We start from the raw sequence: 14,198 nt of genomic DNA, 5'->3' as shown, positions 1-14,198 counted from the left end.
CGTCAGCGCGCGAGCGCGCTCTTCGCCATCGCCTCGTCGGCCGTCATCGCGGAGCGCAAGAGGAGCGCGGCCACCGCTGGGATATCATCGAGATGGACCGTCGGCAGCCTGGTTTCAACCGCAACGTCGGTCGCAATCCCGACAATGCCGGGATCGTCGGGAAACAGTAGCGGCTTGCCGTTGACAGCGCGATGCACCTCGATCTTGCGATGCGGTTCGCGCTTGAAACCCTCGACCACGACGAGGTCGACCGCCGACAGCTTGGCGAGCAGTTCCGGCAACCGCGGCTCCGCTGCTCCCCGCAGCTCATGCATCAGCGCCCATCGATTTGCCGAGGACACCAGCACCTCGGCCGCACCCGCCTCGCGATGGCGCCAGGAATCCTTGCCGGGTACATCGACGTCGAACTGGTGATGGGCGTGCTTGATCACGGAGACGCGCAAGCCTTGCGCGTCGAAATGCGGAATCAGCCGCGTCAACAGCGTGGTCTTGCCCGCTCCGCTCCATCCCGCAAGGCCGATGATTTTCATTCCAGTTCGATCTCCGCCAGCGGCTCGATAGCCGATGGAACCTCCAACTTCCCCCGTCATTACGAGGAGCGAAGCGACCAGGCAATCCAGGATGTCCGCGTAGAGCAGTCTGGATTGCTTCGCTTCGCTCGCAATGCGAGGGAGGCATTTTGCCCATTCCTTTCCATGCTTATATCGGCCTGAGCCGAATGTCATGCTAACGTCGCGCCCATGATGAAGATCGACGAAGCCCCGGTGCCCTTGATCGTCCCGAACCCGAACGATCCGCGCCTGACGCAGAGCGTCGTCGGCGTCGACCAGGCAGGCGCGAGGGTCGAGACCAGGGTGCCGATGGAGCGGCCGCTGACGCTTTATCTCAACTCCCAGGAGATCGTCACCATGATGACGATCGGCGATTATCCGGAGTATCTGGCGCTCGGTTATCTCCTCAACCAGAACATGCTGAAATACAGCGACGCCGTCGCCGAGGTGGAATATGACGACGATCTCCAGGTCGTGGTGGTGCGCACCTCACATCACACCAATTTCGAGGCGAAGCTGAAGAAGCGCACGCAAACCTCGGGCTGCGCCCAGGGCACCGCGTTCGGCGACCTGCTGGAAGCGGTGGAGAGCGTGGCCCTGCCGAAGGCCGAGCTGCGAACCTCCTGGCTGTACGAGATGACGCAGACCATCAACACCATGCCCTCGCTCTATCTCGAGGCCGGCGCGATCCATGGCTGCGTGCTGTGCAAGGAGGGCACGCCGCTCTGCTACACCGAGGATGTCGGCCGCCACAACGCCGTCGACAAGATCGCGGGCTGGATGTACCGCCACGGCGTCGAGGCATCCGACAAGATCCTCTACACCACGGGCCGGCTCACCTCGGAGATGGTGATCAAGACGGTGCGGATGGGCATCCCCATACTGGTGTCGCGCTCGGGCTTCACGGCCTGGGGCGTCGATCTCGCCCGCCAGGTCGGACTGACGCTGATCGGGCGGACCCGCGGCAAGCGCTTCATCGCGCTCGCGGGCGAGGAACGCATCGTCTACGACCAGAACCTCGCTTACGTCGAGGAGGAGTCGGCCAAGCACAAGCGCAAGGGTGAGGGTGGTGACGACTGAGATTCCGCCGACCGTAGGCGTGCTGCTCGCAGGCGGCCTGGCGCGACGCATGGGCGGCGGCGACAAGCCAATGCGCACGATCGGCGGCCGCACCATTCTGGAGCGCGTAATCGCGCGCCTGAAGCCGCAATGTGATGGGCTGATCCTCAACGCCAATGGCGAGCCTTCGCGCTTTTCAGCATTCGGATTGACCGTCGTCGCCGATGACGTGCCCGGCTTTCCCGGACCGCTCGCCGGCATTCTCGCCGCACTCGACTGGACCGCGGCGAACCGGCCCGGCATCGAATGGGTGCTGAGCGCTGCCGGTGACTGCCCGTTCCTGCCGCGCGATCTCGTCACGCGGTTGCAGGCGGCGCGCGCGGCAGAGAATGCACAGCTCGCCGTCGCCGCCTCCGGCGAGCAGTCGCATCCGGTGATCGGGTTGTGGCGCGTCGCCTTGCGCGACGAATTGCGCCAAGCCCTCGTCGTGGAAGATATCAGGAAGATCGACCGCTGGACCGCGCGATATCCGCTCGCCACGGTGACATGGCCGGTTCAACCGCTCGATCCGTTCTTCAATGCGAACACGATCGAGGACATCACGGAAGCGGAGCGGCTGGCCGCGCTGGACGAGCGCTCAGCTCAATAAAATTGTGCCTTCTTTTAGGACACGAGGACGTTGAACCGGATCGAGGCCGGCAGCGACCCAAAATGGGGACATTGCCACCCCCGCGGACCCCATGGTCGACTCCCTCTTGAATGCCCTGTTTACCGTGATCGATTTCGTCTACGATCTCTCGGTCGCGATCGATAACACGAAACGGCTGAGCCGGATGGCCACGGGCAGCGACAAGATCGTCAACGTCCCTCAGGACCCGAAGCCGCTGCCGCCGGCTGCGCAGCGTGCGGTCGCCGAAGCCGAGAAGCGCGAGCGCACGCGCGAGGCATCTCACGCTCACGCCGCCAGCGGCACCTGCCAGGCGTCGTAGCCATAGACCCAGCTCGTATCGGTTCGCTCCTTCAGCCAGATGTTCGCGCGCGAGGTCTCCTGCACCCGCGTGGTTCGTTCCTTGCGGGTCGCTTCGAAGCGGCGAAACGCGTTTGCCACGCCCTCCCGCTCGACGCCATCCAAACAGCGCGACAGCACGGCGGCATCCTCGATCGCCATTGCCGCCCCCTGCGCCATATAGGGCGTCATCGGATGGCAGGCGTCGCCGAGCAGCGTGACCTTGCCGTCCGACCAGCACTCGAGCGCATCGCGGTCCATGATCGCCCATTTGTGCACGTCGGGACACGCGGCGAGCACCTGCGCGACCTGCGGATGAAATCCTTCGAACGATGCGCGCAGGTCCCGCACGTCGCCCTTCGCCGACCAGGACTCGATGCGGAAATCCGGCTCCGGCTGGCTGGTGACGAGATAGACTTCGCTGCGGTCCGGCTTGACGTAGTAGATGACGATGTGACGGTCCTCCCCCCACCATTTGGTGCAGTCGTCGATCTTCTCGCCGCCGAGCAATGACGCGGGATAGGTGGTGCGATAGGCGATACGGCCGGTGAACCTGACTGGCGCCGTGTCGAACAGGATGTCGCGCACCAGCGAATGCACGCCGTCCGCGCCGACCGCGGCATCGGCGATAGCGCTCGTGCCATTCGCGAACGTGAGCCTCACGCCTTCGGCGCTCTCATCGAGACCGACCAGCTTGTGATTGAGCCTGATGCATTCGGCGGGAACGAGGCTGGCGAGCGCCGCACGCAGATCGCCGCGATGCGCGAGCAGATAGGGCGCGCCAAATTTCTGCTCGGCGCTCTCACCGAAGATCATGTCGAACTTGACGTCGCCGCTCTGCCAGTCGCGGTTGTTCCAGGAGCGTGGATAAAAGGAGCAATCGCGCATACGCGCTTCCAGCCCGAGCGCGCGCAACACTTTCATCGCGTTGCAGCCGACCTGGATGCCGGCGCCGATGCGGGCAAATTGCGACGCCTGCTCGTAGACCATGGCATCGATGCCGACGCGCCGGAGCGCCGCGGCGGTGGCAAGCCCGCCCATGCCGGCACCGACGATCGCAACCGAAAGCGGCTTCGCCATCGCTCCCCACCCCTGTCGTCGCGCGGCTCGACGGCCGCGTTATTATCTTACGCTCACGCCGGCCGGAATCCGGCCCGCGCCAGCGCCGCGCGGCTTTCGTCCGAGGCGAGCGCATCCAGAAAAGCCTGCACCGCCGGACGCTGCTTGCGCGCGCTCACCAGCGCGAAATCATAATGCTCTTCGCTAAGCGGAATGAAACCGAGGCCGGACGCATGGGCGACCGGCGCGATGGTCATGCCCCAGTCGGCGCGATGCTGCGCCACCGCGGCGGCCACCGCATTATGCGAGCGCGGCTGATTCCAGTAGCCCTCCGGCCGCGCACCGCCGAGCAGGCGGTCGATCAGCATGCGCGTGCCGGCACCCTGGTTGCGATTGACCATGATGCAGGCGGCATCGGCAAGCGCGGCAGCGACGGCGTCCTTTGCGCTCAGGCCTTCGAAGCGCTTGTCGCCCTGGCGGAACACGATGCCCTGCATCCGCCGCCAGCCCGGCACCAGTTCGAGCCCATCGGCAAGGTAAGGTGCGTTGTAGGTCTCGGTCTTGTCGTCGAACAGATGGATCGGCGCGAGATCGCACTCGCCGCGCCGCGCCGCCGCCAATCCGCCGAGACTGCCCACCGCAATCGAGCGCACGGAAAGACCTGCGCGCGCGAGCGGCGCGGTGACGAGATCGAGCCCCGTACAATGACTACCAATGATGACGAGATCGGGCACGCGTACATGCGGCGTGAACAGCGTCACTTCCGCCTGGCTGCCGGCCAGCATCTGGTCGGCGAGCGCATCGATGCGCAGGAAGCCGTCAGCCTGCGCGAACGACGTGATCGCGCCGGAGCCCTTTCCCGAGGGGTAAGCGATCAGTCCGTCCTTGCCATCGACCAGCGACACCATCACGAACTCGGTGCGGCCGAGTTCGGAGGCAATCCGCACCGGCACCTTCGCGCTCACTTTGGCATCCGTGCGCGGCGGCAGGCCCGCCATCTGCCGCAGCACCGGCACGATCATGTCGTGGAAGGTGAACATTGCCGAGGTCGGAAAGCCCGGCAGGATCACCACCGGCTTGCCGCCGCAGACCGCAAGGCACAGCGGCTTACCGGGCTTCAGCGCAACGCCATGGGCGATGATGCCAGGCTGGCCGAGGCGTCCGATGATGCGATGGGACACGTCACCCGCGCCTTTCGACGTGCCGCCCGACAGCACCAGCATGTCGGCCTCCACCAGCGCCGTGCGCATCGCCGTCTCGAGCTCGGCCTCGTCGTCCGGAATGGCGCCGACGAAATGCGCCGCGCCGCCGTTCTCGTCGATCGCGGCAGTAACGATCGCGCCATTGGTGTCGTAGATCGCCGCAGGCGCGAGCACTTCGCCGGGCTGCACCAGTTCGTCGCCGGTCGAGACGACCGCAACGCGCGGCTTGCGCACGACCCTGACCTCGGCCATGCCACAGGCAGCTAACATTCCGATCTCGCGCGAGCCGATGATCGTGCCACTGCGCAGCAGAGCTTCGCCACGCGCGATGTCCGAGCCGGCATAGGACACGAACTGGCCCGGCGAAGCCGCGCGGCGGACCTCGATCGCGGCGTTCCCTGCCGGCTGGGTGTGCTCGACCATGACCACCGCATCGGCGCCGCGCGGCAGCGGGCCGCCGGTTGCGATTGCCGTCGCCGTACCGGAGGCGACCTGAAGGACCGGCGCGGTGCCGCAGGCGATGATCTCGCCATTCAGGGCGAGACGGACAGGCGCGGCTTCGCTGCCTGCGGCAAGATCTGCGGAGCGGATGGCAAAGCCGTCGACATTAGAGCGGTCGAAGGGCGGCACGTCGATCGGCGCAAAGACGTCTTCGGCCAGCGCGCTTCCGAGCGCAGCCGCAAGTGTGCGGATCTCGCTCGGCAGCGCGCGGGGGAACAACGCGGCCTCAAAGCGCGCCAGCGCCTCCTCGCGGGAGAGGATCTTGAGAAACTGTTCCTGATCGACCGGACTGCGGTCGTTCGGCTGCGGAATCCTGTTCATGCCGGAACCCATATCATTCCCGCATCAGATAGGCATCGACCGGCGCGCCCGCCGCGAAGCCTTCTCTGTCGCCGGGGACGAGCAGCCATGCATCGGCACCGGCGATCGACTGCAAGGCCAGCTCACCGACCGCAAGCGGTAGCCAGCCGCCTTGTTCCTCGGCCAGCAGCGCGATCTCCGCCAGTCCGACGTTTGATGCGATCTTGCGGACGAGCGGCAAGGTGGCGGATTTGCGCGAAACCCGCACCGATAGATGATCCAGCACCGGTCGGACCAACGCGAGCCAAACCGCAAATGCCTGATCCGGCGCACCCGGCAGCGCTATGACGGGAACTGATCTGAGCTTTCCGATCGCCGCCGTACGTCCCGGCTGCATCGCAATGCCGTGGGCCAGGACCTCGCCGGAATCGGCCAGCGCGGTGACGGCGGCATCGCGGCGACCGACACCGGTGCCGCCGACGGTCAGCAGCAAGTCGCAGGCCGAGACGTCGAGCGCGTTCGCGATCGACGCCGCATCGCGTCCAACTGCGTCAGCCACGGTCACTTCGGCACCCGCGGCTCGCGCCAGGTCCACAACAAGCAGCGCAGCGGTCTTGCCACCATGCGTGTTGACCACGTGCAGCCGCGGACGTCGCACGCTCAACGTCTCCACGGCTGCCGCTCGCGCCAGCAGCAGATCGCCGGTACGAACAGGCATGCCCTCCGTGACGATCGAGGTGCCGGCGGCCACGTCGCTGCCCCCGCGCCGCACGCCCTGCCCCGGCAGGCCTTCCGCCAGCACCTGGCTGATCGGCCCCACAGTGTCGAGCACATCGGCATCGAGCACGCAGTCGCATCCCTCAGGCATCGCATCGCCGGCCTCGACCCAAGCTGGAGGCGCTGTCAATGGCAGCGGCGAGTAAGAGGACGCGCCGACGAGATCGCCGGCGCGCAACGCCCAGCCGTCCGTGGCAGCGATATCGTGCGGCGGATAAGCGCCAAGCGGCGACATCCCGGCCGCGACGCAGCCGAGCACTTCGGTGAGCGGCAAATTGACCGGCGCAACCGGCTCAACGCCGCGCAGCAGCGCAGCGAGGACAAAATCGAGAGGCGTGAGCGACGGCGGCAGGCGCTGGGTCATCCCTCAGATGGACCACGCAGCGCTCGGTTTGGCAACTCGCCTATTCAGGCTTCCTGGTAGCATCCGGAAAGAACAGCTGCTGGCCGTCGACCTTGTAGCCGGCGATTGCGGCCTGGCCGTCCGGCGAGATCAGCCAGTCGATGAAGGTCTGCCCCAACTCTTTCTTCACCGACGGATACTTTTCGGGATTCACCAGCATCACGCCATATTGGTTGAACAGCCGCTTGTCGCCCTCGACGACGATATCGAGATCGCCGCGGTTCTTGAACGAGATCCAAGTGCCACGATCGGAGAGCACATAGGCATTCATCGCACTTGCGGTGTTGAGCGCCGCGCCCATGCCTTGCCCGATCTCGCGATACCAGGCGCCCTTGGCGCTCGCGATATCGATGCCGGCGATGATCCAGAGCGCGAGCTCGGCTGCATGGGTGCCGGAGCGGTCGCCGCGCGAAACGAACGGCGCGCCCTTCGCCTCGATCGCCTTCAGCGCGGTCGCGATGTCCTTGCCCTTGACGCCGGCGGGATCGCTCTTCGGCCCGATCAGCACGAAGTCGTTGTACATCACGTCAAAACGCTTCACGCCAAATCCGTCGGCAACGAATCTCTCTTCCTGCGGTTTCGCATGCACGAATACGACATCGGCATCACCGCGGCGCGCGGTGTCGAGTGCCTGTCCGGTACCTTGCGCGATCACCTTCACGTCGATGCCGGTCTTGGCCTTGAACATCGGCAATAGGTAGCCGAACAGACCGGAGTCCTGCGTCGACGTCGTCGAGGCCAGGACGATCGAGCGATCCTCGGCCGACGAAGTCGAACAGACCAAGGCGGTGCCCAGCAACATCGCGAGCGCAAGGAACGGGCGGCGAGAGGCCATCAGAAAACTCCACTTCAAATCACGAGATCTCCGCGCAGGAAGGCCTGCGCTTCCGGCGTCGACGGATGGTCCAGAAATTCACTCGTCCGCGCGCGCTCGCACAGCGTCCCGCGCGCGAGGAAGACCACCTCGCCCGCAAGCCGCCGCACCTGGCCGAGATCGTGCGAGGCCATCACGATCTTGATGCCGGATTGCGCCGCGCTCGTGACGATCTCTTCCACCGCGCGCGTCGCGGCAGGATCGAGATTGGCGGTCGGCTCGTCCAGCAGGAGAAGCTCGGGATCGCGCGCGAGCGCCCTAGCCAGCGCGAGCCGCTGCTGCTCGCCACCGGAGAGAAGCCGCGCCGGACGGTGCGCGAGATCGGCAAGGCCGACCCGCTGCAGCAGCGCCGCCGCGCGCATCGTCCGGTGCGCGTGCGGCGCGCCGGCCTGCGCCAGGGCGTAGGTGACGTTGGCCAAAGCGGTGCGCCGCAACATCACCGGGCGCTGGAACACGAAGGCGCGGCGCGTCGGCGCCGGATCGCTGCGGCCGCCCCAGCTGATGCGGCCACTCGTCGGCGCCACAAGTCCCATGCACAGCCGCAAAAGGCTGGTCTTGCCGGAGCCGTTGGGACCGACCAGCAGAGTCGGCGCACCCAGCGTGATCGTGAGGCTGATGCGATCGAGAATCGCGGCCGCGCCCCTCTGTAGCATGACGTCATGGAGCACCACGGGAAGATCGCTGACCGGCGCCCGCATGGTCACCCCATCACCCGTTGCGACCAGACGCGCGTACCCCAGGCGGCCGCATTGATGGCGAGCACGATGACGATCAGAATGGCGCCGAGGCCCATTGCCAGCGGCAGATTGCCTTTGGAAGTCTCGAGCGCAACGGTGGTCGTCATGGTGCGGGTAAAGCCGTCGATATTGCCGCCGACGATCATGACCGCGCCGACCTCCGCCGCAGCGCGGCCGAAGCCGGCCAGCAGCGCCGTAAGCAGGCTGAAGCGCGCATCCCACAGCAGCGTCGTCATGCGGCCGACCGGGCCGACATTCATGGCGCGAAGCTCATCGCGATACTCGACCCAGAGATCCTCCACAGTCTGCCGGGTCAGCGCGGCGATGATCGGCACGATCAGCACCGTCTGCGCGATCACCATCGCCGCCGGCGTGAAGAGGATGCCGAGCTCGCCGAGTGGCCCCGCGCGCGACAGCAGCAGATAGAGCGCAAGCCCGACCACGACCGGCGGGAGGCCCATCATCGCGTTGAGCAGCACGACCAGCACGGCGCGTCCCGGAAAATGCGTCAGCGCCAGCAACGCACCGAGCGGCATACCGATTGCTGACGCCAGCGCGACCGCCGCAAGGCTCACACCAAGTGAGAGCCTTACGATCGCCAACAACGCAGGATCGCCGCTGAGGATGAGTTGCAAAGCACTGAGATGATCGGGCATGGTTCCCATAGGATGACATTGAACTGCAAAAATTCCGGGCTGCGTCAAATGCCAAAAAGTAGACAAAGATATGCATAGGAATGCAGAATGGAATTCCTGACGACGAGTGAGGCGGCGGACTACCTCAGGCTGGGGGAGCGCAAGCTTTATGAGCTCGTCACCAACGGGGCCATCCCCTGTAGCAAGGTGACGGGCAAGTGGTTGTTCCCGCGCCACGAACTCGATTTATGGGTGCTGTCGGGCCTGGCGCGTCCGGCCGGCATGCGGGCCACCGAGCCGCCGCCGATCGTCGGCGGCAGTCAGGACAGCCTGTTGGAATGGAGCCTGCGAGAATCCGGCTCCGGCCTCGCTTCGCTCAACGAAGGCACGGCACGGGGGCTGGAACGGCTGCAGCGCGACGAGGTGATGGCGGCGGCGCTGCATTTTCACAGCCTCGACAGCTCGGATAATTTCGCCAACGACGCCAATGCCGCAGCCTTGCGCACCGCCCCGGACCTGCACGATGCGGTGCTGGTCGGCTTGGTGCGCCGCGAGCAGGGCCTGCTGGTCCCGCCAGGCAACCCAAAGGGGCTGCGCAGCCTGCCGGACGTGCTCGCGCTCGGGGCCAGCATGGCGCTGCGACAAGAGGGCGCAGGCGCGCAGATGCTGCTCGACGTGCTGCTCAAGCGCGCAGGCGCCTCCTTTCGGGATCTGCGCCGGCTGGACGGACCGAGCCTCACTGGACCCGACCTCGCCGCCACGATCCGCGCCGGCCATGCCGATTGCGGCGTCGCAACGCGCTCGGCGGCAAGGTCGGCCGGCCTCGATTTCGTCTCGCTGCTCTGGGAAAATTTTGATCTCGCGATGCGGCAACGCAGCTATTTCCGCCCGCCGATGCAGGCGCTGATCCGGTTCCTCAACGAGAAGAAGCTGCGCCAGCATGCCGAGGAGCTGACCGGCTACGATCCCTCAGCGGCCGGGCAGATCCGCTTCGCCGCCTGATGCGCGTTGACGCCCGGCCCCAAATAGTTGCAAAAGAAACCAATTCAGCCGGGCCATACCCGGCCGCGATCGAGGAAACAGCGGCCAACGAGCCGCATGAGGGGAGGAATAGCGTGACTCCAGGCAGAACAGGACTGTCCGTCGTGGCCGCGGTCGCGGCGGTGGCGCTGCTGTCGGGCGCCGCTTTCGCGCAGGTGTCCGACGACGTCGTCAAGATCGGCGTGCTCACCGACATGAACGGACCGGCCTCGACGCCGACCGGCCAGGGCTCGGTGACGGCGGCGCAGATGGCGATCGACGATTTCGGCGGCACCGTGCTCGGCAAGCCGATCAGCGTGGTGGTCGGCGACCATCAGCTCAAGCCCGATATCGGCGCCGCGCTGGCACGGCGCTGGTACGATGTCGACCAGGTCGACCTCATCGTCGACGTGCCGGTGTCGGCGGTGGGACTGGCGGTGCAGAACATCGCCAACGAGAAGAAGAAGCTGTTCATCACCCACTCGACGGGCACGGCCGACTTCCACGGCAAATTCTGCTCGCCCTATGCGATCCAGTGGGTATTCGACACCCGCGCGCTCGCGGTCGGCACCGCGCAGGCGGTGGTCAAGCGCGGCGGCGACAGCTGGTTCTTCATCACCGACGACTACGCTTTCGGACACTCGCTGGAGCGCGATGCCTCCGCGGTCGTGACCGCCAATGGCGGCAAGGTGCTCGGCTCGGTGCGACCGCCCTTGGCGACGCCCGACCTCTCCTCCTTCGTGCTGCAGGCGCAGGCCTCGAAGGCCAAGATCATCGGCATTGCCGCCGGCCCCCCGAACAACATGAACGAGATCAAGACCGGTGCGGAGTTCGGCGTGTTCAAAGGCGGCCAGCAGATGGCGGCGCTGCTCGCGCTGATCACCGACATCCACGGCCTCGGCCTTCAGGCCGCACAGGGCCTGTTGCTGACGACCTCGTTCTATTGGGACATGGACGACAAGACCCGCGAATGGGCCAAGCGCTATTTCGCCAAGATGAACCGGATGCCAACGATGTGGCAGGCCGGCGTCTATTCGTCCGTGATGCACTATCTCAACGCCATCAAGGAAACCGGCACCGACGATCCGCTCAAGGTCGCGGCGAAGATGCGCGAGAAACCGATCGAGGACTTCTTCGCCCGCAACGGCAAGCTGCGCGAGGACAATCTGATGGTGCACGACCTCTGGCTGGTGCAGGTCAAGTCACCCGAGGAAAGCAAATATCCCTGGGACTATTACAAGATCCTCGCGACGATCTCCGGCGACCAGGCGTTCGGCCCGCCCGATCCGGCCTGCGCGCTGGTGAAGAAGTGACCGCGTAGTAGCGAACCCGCAATCTCGAGATTCCGGGCTCGCGCTTTTGCGCGCCCCGGAATGACGGTCGCCTTGAGCGACCGTCACTTCACCACGCCGATCTCGCGGAAATATTTCATCACGCCGGGATGAATCAATTCCGGCTTCGGGGCGGCCGCGACGGTGTTCGCGGCCGTGGTCTCGCAGGCCTGCGCGAGCTTCTTGCAGAACACGGCCTCGACGCCGTGCAACGTCTTCGCCAGGCGATAGGCGACGTCGTCGGGCAGGTCCTCGCGCGTGAGCACGAAGCTCCATGAGCCGAGCGAGGCGATCGCCTCGGCCTGCTTCGGATAGGAACCGGCCGGCACCGTCAGCGGCTTGAGGAAGGAGTGTTTTGCGCGGATGCGCGCGATCTCGTCGGCATCGGGCGCAATGAAGCGCGCGCCGGATGCGCTTGATGCGACCGCGGCAAAGCCGGGCCAGCCGATGCCGGCGCCCCAGAGCGCAGCGACCCGGCCGTCTTCCACCATCGCGGGACCGTCGCCGGCGCGGTCGAGATAGATCGCCTTGAAGTCCTCGTCCTGCTTGAGGCCGAGGCCGTCGAGCACGTACCGCGACAGGATCGGCAGGCCCGAGCCCTTCGCGCCGAACGCCACCGGCTGGCCGACGAGGTCGCGGATGGTCTTGTACGGGCTATCCGCCCGCACCACGAACATGCCGGGATTGGAATAGATCGCCGCGAGAATTTTCAGCGCTACCTTCGCGCGACCGATGCCGGCGAAGGCCTCGTAGGCCGGCTCGCCCGCGACCAAAGCGAGGTCGAGCTCGCCCTTCTCGAGCAGCGGAATGTTCTCGTTGCTGCCCTTGGTGTTGCGCGGGGCAATCGCGAGCGCAGGATCGGCCGCGTTCATCACGTCGGCGAAGGCGTTGCCATAGAGCGGGAAGCCGCCGCCGGGGGTTGCGGTGCCGAGGCTGATCGTCGTTTTTGAAATGGCCTTGTCTCCGTTTTCTTGGTTTTGGGCCGAGGCTGCGCCTGCAAGCAGCACCATGCCCAGCATGATCAGCGAACGAAGTTTCATGAGGGCTCCTCGGCGCACTGCGGCAACACTAGACTTGTGACGATGTAGGCAACCGCACGATTTTATGGAAGCATGGCGGCAACAACAATAAAGTTATGGGAGGCGTCATGTCGGGAGTCTTGCGTCGCGGTTTTTTCGGTCTCGCTCTTCTTTCCGCCCTCGCCGGCGTTTCACCCCCCGCCTCCGCCGCCGACTACCCGAACCGCCCGGTGCACTGGCTGATCGGCTTCGCCGCGGGCGGCCCCGTGGACATCGTGGCGCGGATCATGGCGCAGTGGCTGTCGGATCGTTTCGGCCAGCAGTTCATCGTGGAGAACCGCACCGGAAGCGGCGGCAATATCGCGGCCGCCGCGGCGATCAATTCTGCACCCGACGGCTATACGCTGCTGTTCGTCGCGCCCAACAACGCGATCTCGACCTCGCTGTACAAGAAGCTGCCGTTCGACTTCCTGCGCGACACGACGCCGGTCGCGAGCATCATGCAGCTCACCAACATGCTGGTCGTCTCCAATGCGATGCCGGTGAAGACCGTCCAGGAGTTCATCGACTACTGCAAGGCCAATCCCGGCCAGATCTCCTATGCGTCCTCCGGCAACGGAACCTCCGTGCACATGTCGGCGGAGCTGTTCAAGGCGATGACCAAATGCGACATGGTGCATGTGCCCTATCGCAGCAGCCGCGAAGTGGAAAAAGCGTAATAATACCAAAGCGTATGTTCGCCGGTGACCGTCCAATGTCAGGAACAGGATTTGCGGCGATCGATCAATACGAGCGCGGCTAATGCGTGGTCGGGGCGCTTCTCCGGTCCGGAAGAACGCACAGCGGGCCACACCGCGGCCTCCGCGCTGCTCTGATCCCGGACCATGATGTAGGCGATGGAAAGACAGCCATCCTTGAACTGCTTGCGAATTATACGAGACGCAAACTGTCTTCTCGCGACGACGGTGAGACTCGATCCCTGATCACTGCGATTGCGGGTGTGCTCGAAAACATGAAGGGAATCGAACTGCTTTTCTAAGCGCAATTCCGACAGATCGCAGCCAATCGGTCCCATAGATTTCAAATGACAATTTCGCGCTGTCGGAAGCTTTCGAGGCTGTTGCTGTGGCGTGTCGCTTGGATTGATTCTCGGCTATTTTAAAAACCTCGCCGCGGGGATACAGCCTCGGTAGAAAGTATCGGCACCGAGCAGATTGGCAGCAATGCCCGCGAATCGCGTTCTCAGCGATGAGGAACTGCAGCGGTGCATTGGTGCCCGGCCGCGGTGGCAGTTGCCCTTGTCGTGGCATTCAGGGAATAACTATGATCCTCTCAACACACGCCATCGTCGGTGCCGCATTGGCGAGCTTGATACCGGATTATCCGGTAGTTGCCTTCGTGATCGGTGTGGCCAGTCATTTTGCGATGGATGCGATCCCGCATGTCGACTATCCGCTTCACTCGTCTGAAGGAGATTTCCAGCCTGCGCAACATGACGCTCTCGGAGTTGGTCAGCGAGATCGACCGCACCCGCCAGCAAGGTAATGATTAGGGGTCGACGAAGCGCCAAGTCGGCGCTGACCCTCAACTGGCTGTTAGTCAAGGATCTCGGGTTGCTTACGGTAGATGTTGGCATCGGCCTGGGCACCGTGCTCTGGCTCTACGGTGCAGGGCCAGCTGTGCTCGCGGGCGCATTGGGGGCACTATTGCCGGACCCCATGCGA

General features: G+C 65.1%; 14 protein-coding genes and 2 pseudogenes. 7 read left to right on the top strand and 9 right to left on the bottom strand.

The features are described 5' to 3' along the window. Window positions 1-2: 2 nt before the first annotated feature. Window positions 3-530 carry a molybdopterin-guanine dinucleotide biosynthesis protein B gene (gene mobB, locus Q3C01_RS26135; RefSeq protein ID WP_458148169.1) on the bottom strand — a complete coding sequence of 176 codons (528 nt, stop codon included), beginning with the start codon at window positions 528-530 and terminating at the stop codon, window positions 3-5. Window positions 531-740: 210 nt separating this feature from the next. Between mobB and fdhD the strand changes: the two genes are divergently transcribed. From fdhD to Q3C01_RS26120, 3 genes are all read left to right on the top strand, one after another. Beyond that, window positions 741-1,631: a formate dehydrogenase accessory sulfurtransferase FdhD gene (gene fdhD / locus Q3C01_RS26130; RefSeq protein WP_458148168.1), complete on the top strand. Its 891-nt coding sequence runs from the start codon at window positions 741-743 to the stop codon at window positions 1,629-1,631. Then, window positions 1,612-2,259: a molybdenum cofactor guanylyltransferase MobA gene (gene mobA, locus Q3C01_RS26125; RefSeq protein WP_458148167.1), complete on the top strand. Its 648-nt coding sequence runs from the start codon at window positions 1,612-1,614 to the stop codon at window positions 2,257-2,259. Before fdhD ends, mobA begins: the two co-directional genes overlap by 20 nt. 91 nt (window positions 2,260-2,350) lie before the next feature. Further along, on the top strand, window positions 2,351-2,599 hold the full coding sequence (locus tag Q3C01_RS26120) for a hypothetical protein (protein ID WP_458148166.1): 249 nt from the start codon (window positions 2,351-2,353) through the stop codon (window positions 2,597-2,599). Here Q3C01_RS26120 and Q3C01_RS26115 read toward each other — a convergent pair. Genes Q3C01_RS26115 through Q3C01_RS26090 form a run of 6 tightly spaced genes read right to left on the bottom strand, consistent with a single transcriptional unit; the run spans window position 2,566 to window position 9,125 of the window. Continuing rightward, the gene (locus Q3C01_RS26115; RefSeq protein WP_458148165.1) at window positions 2,566-3,696 is read right to left on the bottom strand and encodes an FAD-dependent monooxygenase; all 1,131 of its coding nucleotides are present in this window, start codon (window positions 3,694-3,696) and stop codon (window positions 2,566-2,568) included. The genes Q3C01_RS26120 and Q3C01_RS26115 overlap by 34 nt on opposite strands. Before the next feature lie 53 nt (window positions 3,697-3,749). Beyond that, a complete protein-coding gene (locus Q3C01_RS26110; protein WP_458148164.1) occupies window positions 3,750-5,699 on the bottom strand; it encodes a molybdopterin biosynthesis protein in 1,950 nt (649 codons plus the stop codon). Window positions 5,700-5,712: 13 nt separating this feature from the next. Then, window positions 5,713-6,819: a molybdopterin-binding protein gene (locus Q3C01_RS26105; RefSeq protein ID WP_458148163.1), complete on the bottom strand. Its 1,107-nt coding sequence runs from the start codon at window positions 6,817-6,819 to the stop codon at window positions 5,713-5,715. A 40-nt stretch (window positions 6,820-6,859) separates the two neighbouring features. After that, the gene (locus Q3C01_RS26100) at window positions 6,860-7,693 is read right to left on the bottom strand and encodes an ABC transporter substrate-binding protein (protein ID WP_458148162.1); all 834 of its coding nucleotides are present in this window, start codon (window positions 7,691-7,693) and stop codon (window positions 6,860-6,862) included. Between the two features lie 14 nt (window positions 7,694-7,707). Next, window positions 7,708-8,430 (bottom strand): ATP-binding cassette domain-containing protein, encoded by a 723-nt coding sequence (locus Q3C01_RS26095; protein WP_458148209.1) that lies wholly within the window; start codon window positions 8,428-8,430, stop codon window positions 7,708-7,710. A 2-nt stretch (window positions 8,431-8,432) separates the two neighbouring features. Further along, the gene (locus tag Q3C01_RS26090; protein ID WP_458148161.1) at window positions 8,433-9,125 is read right to left on the bottom strand and encodes an ABC transporter permease; all 693 of its coding nucleotides are present in this window, start codon (window positions 9,123-9,125) and stop codon (window positions 8,433-8,435) included. A gap of 87 nt (window positions 9,126-9,212) precedes the next feature. Here Q3C01_RS26090 and Q3C01_RS26085 point away from each other — a divergent pair, with 87 nt between their 5' ends. After that, the gene (locus tag Q3C01_RS26085) at window positions 9,213-10,106 is read left to right on the top strand and encodes a substrate-binding domain-containing protein (protein WP_458148160.1); all 894 of its coding nucleotides are present in this window, start codon (window positions 9,213-9,215) and stop codon (window positions 10,104-10,106) included. A 113-nt stretch (window positions 10,107-10,219) separates the two neighbouring features. Beyond that, the gene (locus tag Q3C01_RS26080; RefSeq protein WP_458148159.1) at window positions 10,220-11,437 is read left to right on the top strand and encodes an ABC transporter substrate-binding protein; all 1,218 of its coding nucleotides are present in this window, start codon (window positions 10,220-10,222) and stop codon (window positions 11,435-11,437) included. An 83-nt stretch (window positions 11,438-11,520) separates the two neighbouring features. On the opposite strand, the gene Q3C01_RS26075 is transcribed toward Q3C01_RS26080, so the two are convergent. Beyond that, window positions 11,521-12,495 carry a TAXI family TRAP transporter solute-binding subunit gene (locus tag Q3C01_RS26075; RefSeq protein WP_458148158.1) on the bottom strand — a complete coding sequence of 325 codons (975 nt, stop codon included), beginning with the start codon at window positions 12,493-12,495 and terminating at the stop codon, window positions 11,521-11,523. A 107-nt stretch (window positions 12,496-12,602) separates the two neighbouring features. On the opposite strand from Q3C01_RS26075, the pseudogene Q3C01_RS26070 reads away from it, so the two are divergent. Next, window positions 12,603-13,172, top strand: a pseudogene (locus tag Q3C01_RS26070) (Bug family tripartite tricarboxylate transporter substrate binding protein); the annotation flags it as partial. Between the two features lie 59 nt (window positions 13,173-13,231). On the opposite strand, the gene Q3C01_RS26065 reads toward Q3C01_RS26070, so the two are convergent. Further along, window positions 13,232-13,558 carry a hypothetical protein gene (locus tag Q3C01_RS26065; RefSeq protein WP_458148157.1) on the bottom strand — a complete coding sequence of 109 codons (327 nt, stop codon included), beginning with the start codon at window positions 13,556-13,558 and terminating at the stop codon, window positions 13,232-13,234. Between the two features lie 381 nt (window positions 13,559-13,939). Between Q3C01_RS26065 and Q3C01_RS26060 the strand changes: the two are divergent. Further along, window positions 13,940-14,020, top strand: a pseudogene (locus Q3C01_RS26060) (ribbon-helix-helix domain-containing protein); the annotation flags it as partial. Between the last annotated feature and the right edge of the window lie 178 nt (window positions 14,021-14,198).

It is taken from the genome of Bradyrhizobium sp. UFLA05-109, assembly GCF_054185165.1.
The sequence above is the reverse complement of the archived record's forward strand: the minus strand, read 5'-3'. Positions and strand labels throughout refer to the sequence as shown.

Bases quoted from the DNA above. Each gene is read 5' to 3' on its own strand.
- Q3C01_RS26100 (WP_458148162.1), bottom strand. From the start codon at position 7,693: ATGGCCTCTCGCCGCCCGTTCCTTGCGCTCGCGATGTTGCTGGGCACC.
- Q3C01_RS26120 (WP_458148166.1), top strand. From the start codon at position 2,351: ATGGTCGACTCCCTCTTGAATGCCCTGTTTACCGTGATCGATTTCGTC.
- Q3C01_RS26085 (WP_458148160.1), top strand. From the start codon at position 9,213: ATGGAATTCCTGACGACGAGTGAGGCGGCGGACTACCTCAGGCTGGGG.
- fdhD (WP_458148168.1), top strand. From the start codon at position 741: ATGATGAAGATCGACGAAGCCCCGGTGCCCTTGATCGTCCCGAACCCG.
- mobB (WP_458148169.1), bottom strand. From the start codon at position 530: ATGAAAATCATCGGCCTTGCGGGATGGAGCGGAGCGGGCAAGACCACG.
- Q3C01_RS26090 (WP_458148161.1), bottom strand. From the start codon at position 9,125: ATGCCCGATCATCTCAGTGCTTTGCAACTCATCCTCAGCGGCGATCCT.
- Q3C01_RS26095 (WP_458148209.1), bottom strand. From the start codon at position 8,430: ATGCGGGCGCCGGTCAGCGATCTTCCCGTGGTGCTCCATGACGTCATG.
- Q3C01_RS26105 (WP_458148163.1), bottom strand. From the start codon at position 6,819: ATGACCCAGCGCCTGCCGCCGTCGCTCACGCCTCTCGATTTTGTCCTC.
- Q3C01_RS26075 (WP_458148158.1), bottom strand. From the start codon at position 12,495: ATGAAACTTCGTTCGCTGATCATGCTGGGCATGGTGCTGCTTGCAGGC.
- Q3C01_RS26115 (WP_458148165.1), bottom strand. From the start codon at position 3,696: ATGGCGAAGCCGCTTTCGGTTGCGATCGTCGGTGCCGGCATGGGCGGG.
- Q3C01_RS26110 (WP_458148164.1), bottom strand. From the start codon at position 5,699: ATGAACAGGATTCCGCAGCCGAACGACCGCAGTCCGGTCGATCAGGAA.